Source organism: Stenotrophomonas maltophilia (assembly GCF_001274595.1).
GTDB lineage: Bacteria > Pseudomonadota > Gammaproteobacteria > Xanthomonadales > Xanthomonadaceae > Stenotrophomonas > Stenotrophomonas forensis.
The window spans coordinates 2,638,126-2,657,710 of the sequence record NZ_CP011010.1; the positions used below are offsets into that span (position 1 = coordinate 2,638,126).

Below are 19,585 nucleotides of genomic sequence, written 5' to 3' on the forward strand. Positions count from 1 at the left end.
GGTCAGTAACTGGTGCTGATGTTGAAATGCAGGCGCGGGTCGTCCTTGCGCGTGACCGGGCCGTCGGCGTAGGGCCAGGCATAGTCCAGGCGCAGCTGCAGGTGTTCGCCCAGGCGCAGCTGCGCGCCCAGGCCGACCGAGGCCAGGTTGTACTTGTCACGCTGATCGGGCAGCGGCTGGCGCAGGCGCAGGTAGGCTGCGTCGGCGAAGCTGTAGACGCGCAGGTCGGTGCCGCTCCACAGCGACCACGCCGGCGTGCGCCATTCCAGGCTGGCCAGGCCGCCGTAGTCGCCGATCGCTTCGGCCGACAGATAGCCGCGCACCGTGTACATGCCGCCGGCGGCGAACTGTTCGGCCGACACCAGCGGCGCGTCGGTCACCTGCAGCGAGCCGCGCGCATACCACTGCCAGTCGCTGCCGAAGGTATGGGTGTTGGCCACGTCGGCCTTGAAGGCCACGAAACTCGGATCGGCCCAGAATCGCTTCTGCCCGAATGCAGTGGCATCGCTGCCGTAGCCCAGCAGGCGGCGGGTGCCGGCCACCAGCTGGGTATTGATGCTCAACTGGTCCTGCTCGCCCTGGCGCACGCCCACGAACGCGAGGGTGATCGGCGCATACTTCAACGGCGTCTTCAGGCTGCCCTTTTCCATCTGCGTGTCTTCCTCGGTGTCCTTGAAGTCCACACCGAGGCTGAGCTGGCGCCACCACTGGCGGCTGCCGGCCAGGCGATAGTTGAGCTTGAGCCCGATCGAATGGCCATTGCCGATCACGTTGGTGCCTGACCCGGTGCCGACCTGCGCGCCGGCATTGAGCACCCGGCTGTCGGACTTGTAGCCGGAGGCTTCCAGGCTCCAGGGCGTGCCTTCGAACGGCATCATGTACGACGCCGAGAACACCTTGGCCTGCTGGGTGTCCTGCGGCGCCAGGTACACGCCGACGTTGACGCTGTGCCCGCGCTGCCACAGGTTGTCGTAGGCCAGCGAGGTGCTCAGGCGCAGCTTCTCGGTATCGGCGCTGCGATCGTTGTTCAGTGCCGCGCTGACGCGCCACGGCGACTTCTCTTCCACCTGCAGGTCCACGTCCATGGTGCCGGGCACCTGGCCTTCGCGCACAAGTGGCATCACCTGCCGGCGCCCGCCTTCGTTGAGCGCGGTCAGTTCCTTCTGCGCCTGCTCGAAATCGGGCACCTTGCCTTCGGCCAGCGCCGGCACGCGCTCGCGGATGCGTTCGGGCGACTCGTGCCTGGTGCCGACCACGCGCAGCTGGCCGATCGGCGTCTGCTGCACCTTCAGCAGTACCACGCCGCCACTGACCTGCTGTTCCGGCAGTTCAACGTAGACCGACTGGTAGCCGGCCTGCTGGTACAGCGCATTGACCGCATCACGCGCCTTCTCGACATCGGCCAGGGTCTTGCCCGGGCCGAGGAACGGCTCCACTGCGCGTTCGATCTGGCGCGGATCGAGCACGGTGTTGCCGCGCACGATGTATTCGTTGATGTTCACGCTGGGCGCGGGCGCCTGCTGTGCGAACAACGGCAGCGGCATCATGGCCAGCGCCAGCACCAACGGATGCAGGCGCAGCGGAAGTCGGACGGCTCGGGACGGAACAGGAGTCATCGAAGGCATCGCGTCGTATCGAAGGGAATGGCCATGGAGCGGCGCGTGGATCTACCAACAGGACGTGCACGTCGCGTCAAAGCCGCCAACAGTTTTGTGACAGCCCTGTCATCTTTTGACAGCGCCGCAACCCTCGCGGGCGGACACTGCGTTCGCCATACGTCTTCGGTGAAGAACACCGGTTGCCGCAGGAGATTCGAGATGAGCAGTTCATTGAAGACGGGCCTCCACCCTGCCCTCGCCCTGGCATTGCTGCTGGTGGTGCCACCGCTCCAGGCCGGGGAAGCGAAGCAGCAGGACGATGCCGCGCCATGCATCGAAGTGCAGGTCAACGGCGAGCGCATCCCTGCCTGGGACTGCCTGCAACGCAAGCTGGCACCGGCGCCGAAACCGGCGAAGTCACCGGCGCTGCCCGAAGCCGAGCGCCTGATGCGGCAGCCTGGCAACCAGCTGATGCAGTACAACCTGGAAGGCACGCGGCAGCGCATGGGCGATGCCTTTGGTCGTTCGGTGGTGCCGCAGCGTCCGGCGCGCTGAACCCGTGCATCTGCCGCCGAGCGTGGACTCGGCGCTACGGGGCGCCACGCTGCGCAGCGGCCGGCACGATGCCATCCGTCGGCACCGGTGGCAGCTCCGGCACCGGCAGGCTGCGCGACTGCCCGGCCTGGTTCAGTTCCACCGTGCTGGCACTGATGCTGGCCAGTACCGTGCAGGGTCCCAGCCGCTGGCCCGGTGCGTACGCTTCTGCAGGACGGCCATCGACCGAGAGCAAGGCCAGCGGCGAATGCTCGCCGGCCATCACCCCCAGCACCACCACTTCGGTCTGGACGGCGCCGGGCGAAAGCAGCCGCACCAGCGGCAGGCTGGCCGCCGCCGCGAACACCGGCCGCACAGCGGCCTCGGCAGGCGCTTCGCTGGCCACCGCCGCTGGCGCCACCGCAGACAGGGTCACCGTCCAGTAGGCCACCACGGCCAGCAGCAGCGTCGCTGCCAGCACGGTCAACAGCCGATTGCGATCCCAGCGCCTGTCCATGTCCTGCACCATCGCCACGTTCGTGTCCGCCTACGCTAGCAGCTACCGCTGACGCTTTTGTTTCATCATCCGCGCATACGCTGGCAGGCATCGGCAAGGACCGGAGGCAATGTCGATGCTGCACATTCCGCGTGGTTTCACCCTGCTGGAACTGATGGTGGTGCTGGTGATCATCGGCATCTGCACGGCCGGCATCGGCCTGGGCCTGGGCAGCCTGCTCGACCCCGCGCGGCAGTTGCGGCAGGAGGCCGAGCGGCTGGCACAACGCCTGCAGGTCGCGCGCGACGAGGCCCGCATCGATGGCAACACCGTGCGCTGGCAGGCCGACGCCGACGGTTACCATTTCAGCCGCCGCGAAGGCAGCCGTTGGGTGGATGTACAGCGCGACGACCTGCTGCGGCCCCAGAAGTGGCAGGCCGCCGGCATTTCGGTACAGCCGGCCACCGCCATCGAACTGAGCCCGGAATGGATCGGCGTTGCCTGGGAAGTACGGCTGTCGCTGGACGGTCGCCTGCTGCGTCTTCGTGATGATGGCAGCGGACAGTTGCAGGTCGTGCAGTGAAACGGAACACGCGCGGATTCACTTTGATCGAAGTGCTGATCGCACTGGCGATCGTGTCGATTGCCCTGGCCGCGGTGATGCGATCGGTCGCGGTCGCCACCGATGATCAGTCGCGCCTGCGCGACCGTCGGCTGGCCCTGATGTGTGCGCAGGATCGATGGCAGGAACTGCGCCTGGCCGGACAGGTACCGCAGGAGGCACGCCAGCGCTGCCTGCAGGGGCGCAGCCGGTTCCTGGTGCTGCAGCATCTGGGCACCGGGGCGGATGGGCAGCCGCAGCTGGAACTGAGCGTGGTGGCCGAACAGTCGCCGCGGCAGTCGCTGGCACGGATGCAGCTGCCCTGGACAGCCACGCCGTGAAGCGCCCGGTGCATGGCTTCACCCTGATCGAGGTGATGATCGCGATCACCATCATGGGCGTACTGGCACTGATCTGCTGGCGGGCCATCGACAGCGTGGCCAGCAGCGACCAGCGCCTGCGCCAGGCCGATGCGGAAACCACGCGTGCATTGCGCGCGGTTCAGCAGTTCCAGCGCGATGTCGAGATGCGCGCCGATGATGCGCTGATGAACGGCGCGGTGCGTCCGGCCGATCAGCCGCAGCGGTTGCTGCCGCCCTCTCTGGTCAGTGAGCGCCACCCGGACGGGAGTTTCGCGCTGGAGATCACCCGCAGCGTGGGCAGCGACGGGCTGCGCTGGCAGCGCGTGCGCTGGTGGCGGCAGGGGGACACGTTGTGGCGGGCCAGCGGCGCTGCCACCGACCGCTACCCGCTGCCCGCACCCGAGCCGTCGAAGGGCATTGTGGTCGCACGAGCCGTGCAGCGCTTCGAGCTGCGTGCGTGGCAGCCCGGGGCGGGCTGGGCGTCGCTGCCGGGCGAAGGCGAGGTGTTGCCGGCCACCGGCCTGGAACTGCGGCTGGAACTGCGCGACGGGCGCGGTGCGTTGAGCTATCGGCGGGTGGTGGGGCTTTAGGACGCCTTTGCAGGAAAATCATCCACGCATGGCGTGGATCTACTGGCGGGCAACGACGCACTGCCCTCCTGCCGCCGGGTGCACTCCTGCACCCGGCGGCGCCGTGTCGGTGGTCCTCACCGCTGATGGCCGCTCCCTGCCCTCCGTGCCGTCCTGGCTGGGGCCGCCACCCCTCCATGGCGGCTGGCCCGATGCTGCCGCCTGCAGCGCCGTTCGATGCTCAGCGGCGCTGCTTGCCTTCATCGCGCCTGGCCTGCGGGAACTGGAAGGCGCTGTTGTCGTCGTAGCCACCGCTGGCGGTGTTGCCATGCGCCGGCGGCTGGATGCTGCTGGTGCCACTGCCGAAGCCAAGGATCTGCACGCTGATCACCGACGGCTGGTTGCGCCGCGCGTCGTCCTGGCTCTTGCGCATCACGTCCTGTGCGGCCTGGCTGGCACTGTTTGCCGCTGCACTGGCTGCCGCCAGCGCGTTGACGTTCACCGTGGCCAGTACCGGCAGGCCCTTGCTCTCTCCCTGCACCTGGATGTTGGCGGCGTTGAGCACCTGCAGCGCAGCCAGGTTGATGTTGCCCGACACGCGGATGCCCGCCTCGCCCGCGTCGATGGTGCCCAGCGGCGCGATCAGGTCGACGTCGCCGGCCGGCACTTCCGGAATCGGATTCAGGGTGGCAAAGCCGGCGCCGGTCGCAGGCGCCAGCGGTGACAGCACGACGTTGCCCCAGCGGTCGTAGACACGGCGCAGCGGGGTATACAGCAGCGTGGTGCGCGAGCCGCGCCCGGCGTTGATGTTGCCCTGCTCCGACCAGCCCAGGATGTCACCGCCGAAGGTGGTCATCACCCGCGACAGCCCCAGCAGCACGCTGTCCTGGCTGAACAGCCGGATATCCCCTCGGCCCTGGGTGATCAGGCCCGAACTGGCTGGCGGAACCTCGCCCGCCACGCCCAGTACGATCTGGCCGCCCGGTGCCAGCAGCTCGATGTTGCCACCGGCTTCGGTACGCACGCCAGAGCCACCGAACATCACGATGTCGCCGGTCCGGTCGAGAGTCGCACCGTTCGCATCCTTGTCCGGCATCAGGGTGGCGATGGTTTCGCGCCCGCGCAGGTAGGAGCCGAAGCGCGGCCCCTCGGCATCGTTGTACTCGCGGCCACCCTCGCGCAGTTCGGCATAGAAGACCTGGCGCAGGAAGATGTGCTGCTGCTCCTTCGGCAGCGCATCGAAGGCGGCCAGCGCGGAGCCGTCGTCAACGCTCATGCCGAATCGCTGCGACAGCCACTGCTTCAGTTCCGCGTCGTAGATCTTGGCCACCTTCCCCGGCTGCGATGCCAGCGGCTGCGCAGGGTCGGCAAGATTGGCAGCCCCCAGGTAGCGGGCGCGCACCGCATCGAAGGCGATGTGCTGGTTGCCGGCGGTCAATGAAACGCTGGCACCCGGCCGGGTATCGCCCTGGATCAGGCCGCCAGTGGTGGTCACGCTGCCCGCGTCCTCGAAGCGAAGCTGGCGGCCTGCGCTGACATCAACGTTGCCCGGTCCGGCCACGTGCACGGTGCTGCGCACCACATCGCGCCCGGCCTGCACCACGGTGATGTCGGTGGCAGTGGTGTTCATCGCGCCGATGCTGGACACCAGGATATCGCCGCCGGCGCGCACCTGGACCGGGGCGGAAAGATCGCTCCAGTTGAGCAGGCTGCGCGTGCCCATGGCGTTATCCAGCGTCCACTGGCCACCGGTCCTCAGGCCGACGATGTCACCCTGCACTGCATAGAATCGATTCGGCGCGCTGGTGCCTTCGCGCAGTTCCCGCGCCAGCGGCGCATTCGGGCCGAACGCGAACAGCGGCAGCGAGGCGCGCGGATTGCCTGCCACGCCATCCACCGAGGCGTTGCCGATCACCGTCGCGCCCACCTCGGCGGTGAAGGCCGGTGCGAACGGCGACGGCAAGCGCACATCGGCGCCGGAGCTGCTGATGTCGGCACCGCGCATCGGCACCAGGATCGAGTCCATCGCCAGCACTTCCAGCGAACCGCGTGCCGAGGGCGCGGTCAGCAGCACATCGCGCGCATCACCGCCCGTGGTCGAAGTTTCCGCAAGGCGGATGCTGCCGCTGGCGGCCAGCATCCGCAGCTGCGAGGGATACAGCCAGTAGCGAAGATCGGCACCGCCACGTTGCTTCACCGCTTCGGCGAACAGTTCGCCGGACTCTGCGGTGGCCATCACGGTTCCCCTCTGCTGGCCGGGCGCGAGGTCGCCACCGGCCGAGATCAGGTCCACCGCGGTATTGGCGGTCCACAGCGAGAACCAGCTGCTGGAAGCGGCGGTGCGGCCATCGCCCAGCGCCAGTGCGTTGTAGCTGGGCACCGGCACCCGGCCGGCATCGGCCACACCGGCCAGCACCAGGTCTCCGCGCGACTGCAGGGTCGCCACCGCATCGCCCAGCACCAGCACCGGCCCGCCCATGGCATCGCCCAGCTGCGCGCGGAACGGATCTTCCTGCCTCAGGCCGCTGTACGGCGCCACGTAGTGCGCCACATTGGTGACCATGCCACCGATGCGTGCCGCGTCCAGCTGCATGCGCCCGCGCAGGTTGACCAGCGCACCACTGAGCGGCAGGTTGGGCTGGTTCAACGATGGATCGCTGGTTGCCAGTGCAAGGTTCGGATTCAGCGCGCCACCCAGGCGCACCGCCAGGTCGCCGCCACCGGTCAGGTGCAGCGTACCGTCGGCCTCGACGCGCCCGGTCGAGCCCACCGCTGCCACCACGCCGGACGAATGGCGTGCCAGTGAATTGACCACGGTTCCGCTGGCCACGCCCGCGTCACGGCCGGCCTCGAGGGTGAGGTTGCCGCCACCCAGCGTGCCGAAGCCCATGAAGCCCACCATGCGCGCACCGGTCAGCGTCGGCAGGCTGGTGTAGCTGCCGAAGTTCACCCACCAGCTGGTCGCCGTGGGCTGCGCCCCGGCCACGCCCGGGCTGCCCTGTCGCCACAGCCAGTTGCCCACCGCGCTGGGGGCAAAGCCCGCGCCTTCAGTCTGGCTGCGCGGAGTGACATCGAATCCGACCTGGCCGGCGCTGTCCCACAGGTCGCCACGGATGTCGCGGCCCGCGGAAACGGTCAGGTTTCCGCCGTGGTCCGGATACCAGGCCTGCCATGCCCCCAAGGCGGCTGCATAGCGCCCGTCCGCATCGGTCGGCCCAAGCACGGTGGACAGCCCCGGTGCCGGCGCCCGGCCCGGATTGAACACTGCATCGCGCCCGTTGCCGAGCGATGTCGGGGCGCCAGCGGTGTACACACCGAAGCCCGACATCATCCGCACGTCGCGGCCGGCCAGCAGCTGCAGGTCGCCCTTGCCGGTGCGCAGCACGCTCCACAGTGGAGTGCCGAGCTTCGAGCCATAGATCGTCTTCTCGATCAGTTCGCCGCCGCCATAGCAGTAGTCGGTGATCGCGCAGAAGCTCTCTTCGGTCATGCCGAAGATCTCGGCGAATTCCTTCGCCGACATGCCCACCGCCGACTCGTCGCCCACCAGGTCCAGCGAGGCCTGCTTGGCCACCAGGCGCGGGGCCAGGCCGCAGAAGCCTTCGCCGGCGTCGCACAGCGTCTGCTCGTCGACGCCCAGTTCTTCGGCCACTTCCTTCAACGGTCGATTGGCGTAGGAGGGATCACCGATCAGCGCAAGCGCGCCATCCAGGGTGAGGACCCGCTCGCCGATCCACTCGCTGGTCTTCTGCACGGTGCCGATCGTTCCATAGTGGCTGTCGGCCAGGATCAGGTCGCCCTTGGCATCCAGCCGGCGCAGGCGCGGATCGGCTGCCGAGGTATCGGCACCGGCCACGGCAGTGACATCCCACGACGTGGTGCCTTCCGGCAACATTGCCGCCAACGCCCAGTTGCGGCCCTGCCTGCCGTTGGCATCGGCCGGCCGCAGGTTGACCGGCTTGCCGCCGGGCAGCTTCACCGCGGTCATCGACGGAATCAGCGAGCCCGGTGCCAGTGCAACCGCGCCGGACAGTTCCATGGCCTCCGGCAACGCCGCGCCTGCCGGCCAGAGCTGCGCCGCCAGCGTTGCTTTCGAAGCGAGCCGGAAGCCGGCGCCCAGCCGATCACCGGCAGCCAGCTGCAACGGCTGCTGCAGCAGGCTGCCCGCGGCCAGCACGGTGCCGTCGGCGAGGGTGACTGCCGCCGGCAGCACGGTACCCGCCGCCAACAGCAGGCGTGCGCCCAGCCGCATCTCCGCCGGCAGCACGGTGCCGGCGGGCACATCGGTCTGCGTGACCGGGATCGCGTAGTTCAGCACTGCGCCCTTCGGGAACCGTGTCGCGGCCTGCAGCGTCACGCCATCGATGGGCACCACGATGTCGCCGCCAAGCGGCGTGATGCGCAGCGTATTGGCATCGGCCGTCTCTCCGAGCATCCAGCCCGACTCATCGGGGTTGGCCGGGGGCGGCGCGAAACCATCATTGATGCTGCCATAGATGCTGAGATCGCCCGCTGCGCGCAGCACCAGCGCAGCCGACTCGCCGAATCCACGACGCAGGGGGTCATTGCGATTGGCCTGCGGGCCATAGCGGTAGCCGGACAGGTCCAGGTCGCCGCGCACGGTCAGGTTGCCGGTGGGATTGTCGGCCGACACCTGGCCCACGATCTCCACGCCGGGCCGCAGCCGCACCTTGCCCAGTGCCGCGGTGCGCGCGGCCAGATCGGCATTGCCGAGGGCGGCGTTCATCCATGCCTGGTTGTGCGGATCGACCACCGTGTCCAGCCATTGCTGGGTGACCAGCTGCGGCCGATGGCCATTGACGTCCGGCGTCGCTGCCAGCGGCGCGTCGGTATAGCGCCGGAAGGCATTGACCAGCACATCCCGCGCGCCGGTGACCGACGCACCGGACTCGGCGCGCACTGCTGCATCGTCAGTACCCCGTCGCGGCACATTGAGGGTGAAGGTACCTCGTGCCACGCCATCGTTCTGGCCGGGCGCGGTGCCCTGTGCAACTGCGGTGCCGCTGCGCAGGTCAACGCGCGCGGCACTGCCCAGCACCACCTCGCCGTCACGGCTACCCAGCTCCACCAGCGCACGGTTGCTGCTGTCGATGATCTTGCCGTAGCTGTCCACCCGCAGCCCGCTGCCGTGTGCATCCAGCCGTCCATCCACCTGCAGGCGGTCACGCGCGGCCAGGCGGATGCTTCCCACCTGCTCTCCGCCGGCGTCGATGGTGCCGAGCACATGCAGGCTGCCGCCATCGATGCTGAGCGCAACGTTGCGCGCCTTCAGCGTGTCGGTCACGGTCAGGTCGCCCTGCTTGAGCTGGAAGCTGCGGGTACCGAAGAAGCCGCCCGCATCCAGCTGGCGATTCAAGCCGGCGAAGTCGGAAAGCTGCTGCGCGCGCAACAGCAGTTCGCCGCTGTCATAGGGCACGGTGCTGCCACCGGTGGCCTGGCGACCACTCGCGCTACCACGCAGGGTCCCGGCCAGGTCGATGCGGCCCGCGTTCTCGCCCAGCGCATTGGCGGTGATCCGCCCTGCGCGGTTGTTCGATGCCGAGACGTCGATGCTCGAGCCAGCGGCGGCCAGCACGTTGCCCTGGCGGGCGGTGAGTTCAACGTCGCCGCCCCAGCTGTACTTGTCCAGATCGTCCACGCGGATGCGGCGCCCGGCCAGGTCGATGCGGGCGTTGCTGCCCAGCACCACGTCGCCGTCCGCCCTGGCCTGCAGGCGGCCCGAGGCCAGCGCCACGACGGAGTCGATCAGGATATTGCGTGCCTGCAGCCCCAGTTCGGCGCCCAGCGCTTCGTGCCCCTGGGTCTGGCCGGCGCCGCTGATGCGCAGATCACCCCCGCTGCGTACCTGCAGGGTGCTTCCCGCCGCGCCGGTCAGCAGCGGTGCCTGGATGTCCAGTGCGCCGCCGCTGTACTGCCAACCCGTGCCGGCCTGGTAGGCGCCCTGGGCCTGGTAGACATCCAGCGTGCCCTTGCCGGCGAACTGCACCTGCTGCGTGGCCCGCAGCGAGACGCCGTCGAAACCGAGCACCTGGCGGTTGGCCGGCACTTCCGAACTGGGGCGTGTATAGGGCGCGCGTCCGAGGATCAGCGAGCGGGTGTTGAGCTCGAGCTGTCCATGGCCGAGCCGATCGACCATCGCCGCGCCCGGCGCCTGCGGGGTACCGTCGGTCAGCACCGTCGATACCGCCTGTGTGCCATCCCATACCAGCGTGTCGGCATAGATGCGGGCCTGGTCACCGGCCTTGCCGTAGCCATGGATCGCCGGCGCCCCCAGCACCAGCTCGCGCAGGCTGCTGTTGCCGGTGGCCGGATTGCGGGTGTCCAGGTCCACGCTGCCGAATACGTTGATCGCGTCGCGTGCGGACAGGCTCAGTGTCTCCAGCGCGGGCGTGCCAAGCGCGGTATTGCCCCGCAGCAGCTGCTGCAGGGTCTGCTGGTTCAGCGCCAGCCCCTGCGGCAGGGCACCCTGTGCAGCCATCGCCTGCAACGATGCAGCATCACCGAGGTTGATGGCGGTCATCGACAGGCCCAACCGGCGCGTGCCATAGCTGACATTGTCGCGCAGCTGGAACCCGCCCTCGGTACTGACATTGATGCTGCCCTCGGACAGCAACCGGGTCTGCCCGGTGCAGCTGTCGCTGCGGCAGGCGCCCACATCGATCGCCACCCGGGCGGCCGCGCCGCCCGACAGCAGGTTGGTCTGGCCGTTGGACACGGCCAGCACGCCCGTGATCGCATCGAGCTTCATCAGGTAGCCATCGGTGGCGTCGTAGCCGGGCTTTCCACGCCCGACCGTGCTGATCACGGCGCCCTGCTCGATCACCACGCCCGCGCCACCGGCTGCTGCGCCCAGGATCACCTCGGGGGCGCTCAGCGTTGCACCGGAACGAACCAGCACGCCGCCGCCTTCCGATCTCACATTCAGCGTGCCGGGCAGAGTGGCGTCCGGACGCAGGGTCACACCGACCATCAGGCGCGAGGGCTGCAACGCCGTGAGCGCGTCGGCAAAAATGGCCGCCATGCTGCCCGCGCTGGCGCGCTGGCCTGCGCCCAGCACTTCCAGGGTACTCGGGCCACCATTGCCCACCACCGACACCGTACCGCCGAAGCCCTTGCTGCCAGCCTCGGCCGCGAAACGTGTCATGCCCTGCATGCGCAGTGCGTCTGTGGTGCCCAGGCCTGCACCGGCGCCCAGCGTCAGCCGCAGCGTGCCGGCGTCCACCGACTGCATGCCACGCGCGATGCCACGCCGCGCCGCATCTTCCTGCACGAACGCGTTGTAGCCGGTTTCGTTGTAGCCGGAGTGGCGGCGCACCACGTCGGCCGGGGTCAGCACCAGGTCCGTCCACAACGGCGATGCGGAAGGCGCGAGCCCCTGCGCCTGCTGGCCGCTGACTTTCCACGAGCCGGTTCCGGTGGCGGTGGCCAACGCCTGCTGCGTGCCCTGCGCCCCTACTTCCACCCGGAACGCGCCCGGCTGCAGCGCGTAGGACGCCGGCAGCAACGTATAGGTGCCCGCCGCCAGGCCCGGCACCCCTTCAGGCACGGTGATGCGCTGGCCGATGCCCGGGTCGGCGCTGCCGTCGGCCAGGCCCAGCGGCGCGATGCCGTTGCGGTAGGACGGGACAATGGCATACACCGCGTTGCTGCTGGCGCTGAAGGTGTAAGCCGGATTGGCGTCACGCAGTGCGTGGCTGCGCACGTCCACCGAGCCGCTGCGGCCACTGACGAACCCTGCGCCGGTCAGCGTGCCGCCACCGGACAGGTCCAGCAGCGCACCGGCCTGGATGTCGACACTGTTGGCATGCAGGTCGACACCCACCGTGTCCACGGTGTTGATCATGCCCACCAGGCTGGGACTGACATCCTTGCCGTTCAGGCGCCAGCGCTGGCCATCCACGGTGCCACCGAAGGGAACGCTGAGGCCGGCTGCGCTGCTTGAGGTCACACTGCCGGGCAACAGCGTGATACGCGACGCGACGTTGCCTGGGCCCAGGCCGCCGATCACCAGCTGTCCCAGCGGCGCGCGCACCACGCCTCCCTGCTCGACCGTGGCGGCAACCAACGCCAGCGAACCGAACACCGAATCGGCCGCAGGAGGCGTGGCGCCGGTGCCATGGATGCGAAGCACGCCCTTGGCATCGGTCCAGTTGTTCTGTCCACCCAGCACGTCGTAGATCGATACCGCGATACGGCCCTTGGTTCCGGCAACCGGATAGATCTGCGCGGCCGTGATGTCCAGGCTCGACGGCGCCAGCAGCTGGGTATCGAAGAAGTTGCTGTTGCCACTGACTTTCGCCAGCAGCCGCAGGTCGCCGCTGCTGGCAAGGTGGGCGCTGCCGAAGCCGGCCAGATCGACCGTATCGCGTACGTCCAGCACCTGTGCCGAGGCGCTGAAACTGTGGTTGCCGGCGTCGGCACGGGCCGCCACCGGCGCCACAAAGGGATTGTCCGAGGTGTCACGGAACCAGCGTGCCTGCGCAAGGCGCACATAGGGCGCCTGCACGTGCAATGCCGATCCCGCCGCGCTGCCGGTGGCCATGCCCATCGCGGCATCGCTCAGCCCGTACAGGCGCAGGCTCTGCCCCACGCGCAGGTCGACATCCCCCTGCGCGCGAAGATCGCCGAACACCGAAAGATGGTCGAAGCCACCGGCCTGCACCTGTGCCGCCGACAGCTCGGCGTGCCCGTGCTGCAATGGCGTGGACGCGCCAGGGGCTGCATCGCTGGACTGCTGCACCAGGGTGATTGCACGCGGGCCAAGCTCCGCAGCGCCCGCCCGGCGCTCGTACACCCCACCGCCGAAGGCCACGCCCAGCGTGCCGCCCTGCGCGCCAACGCCACCGGCCGCCGCCCGCAGCGTGCCATCCAGGTACAGGCCATTGGCCGAGCGCAGCACGATCGTGCCGCCGTCGCTGGCCACGGAGCGGGTGCCACTGCCATCCACCGTCAGCGTCTCACGGGTACCGGACGCATCCAGAACCGCGCCGCGCTCGACCACCACGAAGGCATCCGGTGGGCGGTTCTCCAGCGCGTCACGCGACTCCCAGTCCAGCGTACCGCCGATCCCGATGCTGCCGCCCGAGTGCAGCACGCCCTGGTGGCGACCCGCGGCGTCCTCCGCGGCGAAGCTGTCGCCGGACACATCCAGCAGCGCGTTGCTGCCGATGCGATAGCGCAACGGGGTGCCGCCGATCTGGTAGCGCTGCTGGTTGTCGCGCACATCGTCGAGGCGGATGCTGCCTGCCTTTGCGATCAGCGCACCGGCCACGTCGATGTTGCCACCGCCGCGCAGCTCGATCGACTGCCCGGCATCGACCTGCACGACCGCGTTGCTGCCGATCCTTACATCTCCGCCCAGCGTATTGCGCTGCGAGCGCAGCAGCACGCTTGCGCCCTGCCGCTGGGTGACCGACCCGCTACCCGGGTCGAAGGCATACAGCGGTGCCGTCCAGGCCTCCAGGCCCTCGCCTGCGGTCGCTGCATCGGCAGCGGCCTGGCGCACGCGCAACGTCGGTGCGCGCACGTCCAGCTGGGTGCCATCGGCCACCTCAAGCCCGGCATGGCCGTTGATGTCGTACTGACCGAATCCGCTGCGCAGCAGCGTCGGTGACAACCACAGGCTGCCATCGTCGCGGGCCCGGTCAGCCAACGTCACCTTGCCCCCGGTCGCCAGCTGCAGGGTGCCGGCCCCCGTGCCGCCCAGGCCGCTGAGCCGCCCGTCCAGCTGCAAGCGCCCACTGCCGTCGGTGGTCACCTGGCTGCTGTCGGCCAGCAGGGCGATGTCACCGCCCTTGCCTGCACTGGCCTTGCCCTGCAGGTCGACGCGTCCACCTGCATCGACACTGATGCGGCTGCCTGCGGCCAACGACACATCATGGCTGCTTTCCAGCTGCACGCGACCGCCGTTGATCCACGCCTGCGCGCTGCCGGCGCCGCCGTCCAGGCGCTGGTTTGCCCAGCGCCCGTCCAGGTCGATCACCGCCGTTTCGCCCAATGCGACCACACCACGGCCGTTGGCCTGCACCACCTGCATGCGGCCGGTGGCGTCGGCCAGGAGGTTGCTGGCAGTCAGGCTGCCACCGCCAATCCGGACCTGGCCGTTGATGTCGACGCGACCACCGACCAGGTTCAGCTGCCCGCCATCGGCAAGGGCCAGCTCACCGTCGACGCGGATGCCGCCTGCCGTCGCCAGGTCCAGCCGGCCCCACTGCTGGGCGCTCAACTGTGCACCATCAAGCCAGACGGTGTTGCGCCGGCTCTCATCCAGCGCGCTTTGCAGGCTCCAGCGTGCGGTGGCCGCCGGGGCCGTGCCGATGCGCACCTGCGAGTCGAACACCGCATTGCGGCCGGTACCGTCGTAGCGCCCCAGCCACAGCTGTGCGCCGCGTGCCACCGCCGTCTGCGATTGCACGTAGCCATCGGTGCTGCTGCCCGGTGCCCGCGTCTGCCGCACGCCATTGAACACGGCCGTATCGATCTGCCCCTCCAGCACCGCGGAGGGCGCCGAAACCAGCAGCCGCCCGGCATCGCGTCCCACCGTGTAGCCATTCTCGTAACGCGATTCATTGCCGATCAACGGATTGCGCCAGGCTTCGGTGATGCCCCAGCGCGCCTGTTCCACTTCAAAACCGCGATACAGGCCGGCGAATCCACGATCCACCGGCGCGTCGTCCAGGCGATACAGCTGTCCATCGTTGCCGCGCAGCCAGCTCTCCTTGAGCATGCCGCTGGCCACATCGAGGCTGCCGCCGGACAGGTTGATCCGCGAACCCGCGGCGCTGACCACTTCACTGCCGGCAAGCTGCACGGTGCCGCCCTGCGCGGCCCATTCGCCGATGGAGTGGCGCTGGTTGCCCAGGTAGCCGCTCACTTCCAGCAGTCCTCCACCGGCATACCAGCGCTCGCCTTCATGGCCGCCGGTACCGGCCGGCACGTAGATCAGACCGCGCCGGTCGACCCAGACCCGGCTGCTGTTGAGCGTGCCTGCATCGCGCACGTCCGGGGCATCGCGCAGTTCGTTGCCCTGCACGTTGATTTCCAGCTGGTTGCTCTCCATCGCCACCTTCACCCCGGTGGCGCCGGATACATCCACGCGTGCGCCATCGCCCAACAGCGTGCGTTGGCGTGCGTCGACCACGATCTGGCCGCCGGTGGCCAAGGTCAGCGACCCGGCCTGGGCCTCGACCGTGCCACCGGAGACGATTTCCACGCGCGACTGGTCGCGCCGATCCTGCAGCCGCGACAGGTTGTCGAACGCGCCCTGTGCGGCGGTACTGCGCACCTTGTCCTGGGTGGCCGACTCGTTCAGCAGCGCCTGCCGCTGGCTGTCAAGCGCGGTGGTCTTGCCATCGTCCTCAAGCAGGATGGCCGTGGTGGCATCGCGGCCGAGGGTCACGCTGGCCTTGCCATCGCTGGCGGAGGTGAGCAGGTGCACGGTGCCGCGCTGGTTCAGGGTGCTGGTGGCGACCGCGACGCCGGCCTGCTCGACATGACGTCCGGCCAGCGTGATGTCGCCTTCGCGTGCCTGGATCAGGCCGCTGTTGCGCACATCGCCTGCCGTGCTGCCCGCCACGAAGCGCGGCGCGATCTCGTTGCCACCGGTGGTGGACGACGTGTTCTGTGCCGTGCCCACGCCGCGCCGGATCACGAAGCTGTCGCCCGCGGCGAGCTGGGTCTGGCCCTTGCGGGTGTCGATCTGGCCGGCATTCTCCACGCTGCGCCCTGCCAACAGGACATAGCCGCCCCCGCGCGTGGCCGTGGTGGGCTCATGGGTGGCAATGCGTGCACCTCGCTCCACCATCACCTTGCCGAACGCCTCGGTCAGCGCATCCGAACTGGCGTTGACGCTGTACAGGCCTTCGTCACGGAACTGCGTGTCGCTGATCCGCGCGGCCGCCGCCACCAGGTTGCGCACGTTCACCTGGCCGTTGCTGCCGAAGATCACACCATTGCGGTTGACCACGAACACGCTGCCGTCGGCCTTCAGCTGGCCGAGAATCTGGCTGGGCCGTGCGTTGGGATCGTTGACCCGGTTCAACACCGCCCAGTCCGCGTTCTGCAGGAAGTTCAACGTGGTGTTGGCACCAATGTTGAAGGTCTCCCAGTTCAGGATCGCCTTGTCTGCGGTCTGTTCGATGCTGACCTGCACGCGGCCATCGGCGCCCTGCGCCTGGATGGCCTCGCGGGCGTTGGTCCAGCCCCGCGTCAGCGGGTTCTCATCCACCTTCAGGCCGTCCTTGCCCAGCCCGTCGGCGACCACGAATCCCGCGTCACGCCGTGCCTGCCTGGCTTCCTGCTGCAGCCGCTGCTGCAGCGCGATGGCCTGTGCGGCGGTTCCCAGGTTGTCGATCGACTGCTGCAGCTGCTGGCGGGCTGCATCCTGCTGCTGCGCGGGCAGCTGGAACTGGATCGGCACCCCGCTGGGCATGCGTCCACTCTGCGCGGCCGCGCCCTGGGCGGCACCGCGGTCGGCAAACCAGGCCGGGCTGAAGGCCTGCTGGGCCTGACTGGCCGGCGCCACCACCGTGCCAAGCGCAACGGCGACGGCCCAGGCCATCGGGTGGCTGCGGCGCAGCGTGGACGGGCGCGAAGCGGTCGTGAGCGGATGCGACATCTGAACCTCGTCAACCTGGTTGGGCGGCCGCGATCACGGCGCGCTCTGAAGGATCGGGCGGCACGCGCCCTGCTTCTGTAAGACGGGGACGGCTGCGTGAAGCCGACATCAAAAGACAGCGCCGCCGATGCAGGAATGGACCGGATACCTGTCCGGTCCGGGGCCGGCGGCCACACGCAAGAGAGCGCCGGCCTCACGGCCGGCGCTCGGTTCAAGCACTGCGTTCGACGCGATTACGGGCGGCCGAGGCCGGCGCAGGCGCTGGCGTTGTTCACGCCGTTGACGCTGCTGGCGAGCACGAAGCGGTTGCGGATGGCATCACGCCAGGCCGCGGTGAGCGGAACGAAGCCGTGGGCACGCGAAGCGGCATCGTTGTTGCCGTTGTAGTGGCCCAGCAGGAAGCCGCGCAGGGCGAGCGCAACGTTGCCGGCCTTGTAGCACTGGCCCAGTTCGAAGGTGGTGTAACCCACGATCGGGTAGCCGACGGCCGGCGGGTTGGTGAACACCGGGGCCCAGTTGCGCACGTCATTGGCAGCAGCGCCGGTCGGCGGCAGCACCGTGTCCAGGGTGGCCTGCACGCTCGGGTCGTTCGGCGAGAAGCCACGCACCTTGGCGATCTTGGTGGCGTCGCTCAGGTTCGGCACCACGTCCGGGCCGATGTAACCGATCGCACCGGTGGTGGCGTAGACCTTGTCATACAGCGGCTGGCTGCCCAGCGCCGAAGCGGTGGTGAAGTTCGCCGGCAGCGACGAGAACTGCTTCCAGAACTCCTGGGTGGTGCTGAACTTGCCGCCGATCAGGGTGCTGCCGGCGGTGTCGCTGGCCGAGCAGGCGCTGGCCAGGAAACGGGTCAGCAGTTCGGTGGTGCCGCTCTTCTCGTTGCGGTACACGACGGTGATCGGGCCCGAACGATTCGCGTCCAGGGTGCTCCAGTTGGTGATCGTGCCGGCGAACACGCCGCACAGCTGGGTGACGCTCAGGTCGAGGTTGCCACCGGCGCTGTTGAACGGAACGGTGACCGAGGTGCCGACCGAAGGAATCTGGATCAGCGGGCCGTAGGTCGGGGCGAAGTTGGCGGCGTAGGCGGCAATCTCAGCGTCGGTCAGCACCGAGTCGCTGCCGGCGAAATGCACGGTGCCGGTGGTCTTGAACAGGTCGGCACGGTTTTCCAGGAAGGCCTGCTTGCCGGTGCCCGAGCCGGTCACTTCATAGCTGAAGTTGGCCGGCAGGATGCTGTCGGCCGAACCCTTGTACAGCTTGGCCGGCAGCGACGCGCCACCGCCCTGCACGAGCGACTGCGCCGAGGCGGCGCCGGCGGTGGCCAGCAGCGCGGTGGCAACCAGCGCGGCCAGGGTCTTGTACTTGTTCATGATCTTCTCCTGAAGGGTTTACTGCGAAGGGAAACACCAAGGGAGGAACGGTCACTTCACGCCTGCTGCCGCCGAGGGCCTCCCAGCCCACTCTGCGGCGACGTGTCCATGCTGGTCTGCGCCGATGACAGGCCGCTTAAGAAACCTGTGGAAGATCAGGAAAAGGTGTGGAGGATTGTGTGGAGAATCGGGTGATTCCATCCGCGCATGGCGTGGATCTACTGCACCAGCTGGTTCATCTCCATGATCGGCATCAGCACCGCCAGTACGATGGTCAGCACCACCCCGCCCATCACCAGGATCATGGTCGGTTCCAGCAGTGCGGTCAGTGCCATCGCCCGGCGTTCGATCTCGCGTGAGATGGTCTGTGCAGCGCGATCCAGCAGTGCCGCCAGTGAACCGGTCTTCTCGCCACTGGCCACCAGGTGCACCAGGATAGGTGGATAGACTTTCTGCACCTTCAGCGCAGAGCCCAGCGCCGCGCCTTCGCGTACCCGCGCGGATACGTCGTCGGCGCAGCGCGCCAGCAGTGCATTGCCCAACGTCTGCCGCGCCGCCTCCAGGGCACGCAGCAGCGGCACGCCGGCATCGAGCAGGATCGCCAGCGTCGAGGCAAAGCGCGCACTGTTCACGCCCAGCACGAAGCGCCCGACCATCGGCACGCGCAGCAGCATCGCATCCCAGCGCAGGCGCAGCTCCGGCCGGCGCAGTGCAAGCCGCCACGCCACCACCATCGCGCCACTGCACAGCGCCACCCACACGCCCCAGCTGCGCACGAACGCGCTGGCAGCCAGCATCACCTGGGTCAGCATCGGCAGCGTCTGCCGCGCCTGCACGAACGCGGTCACCACCTGCGGCACGACGTAGCTGAGCAGGAAGATCACGATCGCCACCGATACCAGGCTGATCGCCGCCGGGTAGATGAAGGCGGTCAGCACCTTGGCCTGCAGTGCATTGCGCTCCTCGATGTAGTCGGCCAGACGCTCCATCACCCGGGCCAGATCACCGGAGTCTTCGCCCGCACCGACCAGCGCACGGTAGATCGGCGGGAAATCACGCGGCCGCGCGGCCAGTGCCACGGTCAGGCGCTGGCCGGCGCGCACGTCGGCACGCACCGCGGTAAGCGCCTGCGCGACGTGCGGGCGCTCGGCCTGCTCGATCACCGCGCTCAACGCGCTTTCCAGCGGCAGGCTTGCGGCCAGCAGGCTGGCCAACTGGCGCGTGGCCCAGGCCAGCTCGCTGGCGGACAGGCGGCGTGCGCCCCAGCCACTGCCTGCAGCGCGCGCCACACTCACCTGTACCGGTGTCAGCCCGCGTCCGCGCAGCAGCTGGCGCGCGCTGCGCGGGCTGTCGGCATCCAGCTGTCCTTTCTCGATGCGGCCCTGCGCATTGGCGGCCTGGTAGTCGAACAGTGCCAT

9 protein-coding genes are annotated in these 19,585 nt (G+C 68.9%); 4 read left to right on the forward strand and 5 right to left on the reverse strand.

Annotated features, from left to right (window positions below; genetic code table 11):
* Positions 1–2 precede the first annotated feature (2 nt).
* Positions 3–1,616, reverse strand: coding sequence for a ShlB/FhaC/HecB family hemolysin secretion/activation protein (locus VN11_RS12130; RefSeq protein WP_053449912.1), 1,614 nt, complete (start codon positions 1,614–1,616; stop codon positions 3–5).
* Between the two features lie 201 nt (positions 1,617–1,817).
* On the opposite strand from VN11_RS12130, the gene VN11_RS12135 reads away from it, so the two are divergent.
* Positions 1,818–2,153: a hypothetical protein gene (locus VN11_RS12135; RefSeq protein WP_053449913.1), complete on the forward strand. Its 336-nt coding sequence runs from the start codon at positions 1,818–1,820 to the stop codon at positions 2,151–2,153.
* 34 nt (positions 2,154–2,187) lie between these two features.
* Here VN11_RS12135 and VN11_RS12140 read toward each other — a convergent pair whose 3' ends face one another.
* Positions 2,188–2,661 carry a general secretion pathway protein gene (locus VN11_RS12140; protein WP_187299814.1) on the reverse strand — a complete coding sequence of 158 codons (474 nt, stop codon included), beginning with the start codon at positions 2,659–2,661 and terminating at the stop codon, positions 2,188–2,190.
* Between the two features lie 103 nt (positions 2,662–2,764).
* On the opposite strand from VN11_RS12140, the gene gspH reads away from it, so the two are divergent.
* The 3 genes from gspH to VN11_RS12155 are packed head-to-tail and all read left to right on the forward strand — an operon-like array spanning position 2,765 to position 4,181.
* Positions 2,765–3,211, forward strand: a complete 447-nt coding sequence (gene gspH / locus VN11_RS12145) for a type II secretion system minor pseudopilin GspH (RefSeq protein WP_053451322.1) — start codon at positions 2,765–2,767, stop codon at positions 3,209–3,211.
* Positions 3,208–3,570 carry a type II secretion system minor pseudopilin GspI gene (gene gspI / locus VN11_RS12150; protein ID WP_053449914.1) on the forward strand — a complete coding sequence of 121 codons (363 nt, stop codon included), beginning with the start codon at positions 3,208–3,210 and terminating at the stop codon, positions 3,568–3,570. Before gspH ends, gspI begins: the two co-directional genes overlap by 4 nt.
* Positions 3,567–4,181: a prepilin-type N-terminal cleavage/methylation domain-containing protein gene (locus VN11_RS12155; protein ID WP_053449915.1), complete on the forward strand. Its 615-nt coding sequence runs from the start codon at positions 3,567–3,569 to the stop codon at positions 4,179–4,181. Before gspI ends, VN11_RS12155 begins: the two co-directional genes overlap by 4 nt.
* Positions 4,182–4,401: 220 nt before the next feature.
* Here the strand turns inward: VN11_RS12155 and VN11_RS12160 are convergent, their stop codons facing one another.
* The 3 genes from VN11_RS12160 to gspF form a co-directional block, all read right to left on the reverse strand.
* On the reverse strand, positions 4,402–16,797 hold the full coding sequence (locus tag VN11_RS12160; RefSeq protein WP_053449916.1) for a filamentous haemagglutinin family protein: 12,396 nt from the start codon (positions 16,795–16,797) through the stop codon (positions 4,402–4,404).
* Between the two features lie 233 nt (positions 16,798–17,030).
* A complete protein-coding gene (locus VN11_RS12165; RefSeq protein ID WP_053449917.1) occupies positions 17,031–18,167 on the reverse strand; it encodes a substrate-binding domain-containing protein in 1,137 nt (378 codons plus the stop codon).
* Positions 18,168–18,385: 218 nt separating this feature from the next.
* Positions 18,386–19,585 (reverse strand): type II secretion system inner membrane protein GspF, encoded by a 1,200-nt coding sequence (gspF, locus tag VN11_RS12170; RefSeq protein WP_053449918.1) that lies wholly within the window; start codon positions 19,583–19,585, stop codon positions 18,386–18,388.

Coding starts and splice junctions, on each gene's coding strand:
- VN11_RS12130 (WP_053449912.1), bottom strand. CDS start 1,616: ATGACTCCTGTTCCGTCCCGAGCCGTCCGACTTCCGCTGCGCCTGCAT.
- VN11_RS12135 (WP_053449913.1), top strand. CDS start 1,818: ATGAGCAGTTCATTGAAGACGGGCCTCCACCCTGCCCTCGCCCTGGCA.
- VN11_RS12140 (WP_187299814.1), bottom strand. CDS start 2,661: ATGGTGCAGGACATGGACAGGCGCTGGGATCGCAATCGGCTGTTGACC.
- gspH (WP_053451322.1), top strand. CDS start 2,765: ATGCTGCACATTCCGCGTGGTTTCACCCTGCTGGAACTGATGGTGGTG.
- VN11_RS12160 (WP_053449916.1), bottom strand. CDS start 16,797: ATGTCGCATCCGCTCACGACCGCTTCGCGCCCGTCCACGCTGCGCCGC.
- VN11_RS12165 (WP_053449917.1), bottom strand. CDS start 18,167: ATGAACAAGTACAAGACCCTGGCCGCGCTGGTTGCCACCGCGCTGCTG.
- gspF (WP_053449918.1), bottom strand. CDS start 19,585: ATGGCACTGTTCGACTACCAGGCCGCCAATGCGCAGGGCCGCATCGAG.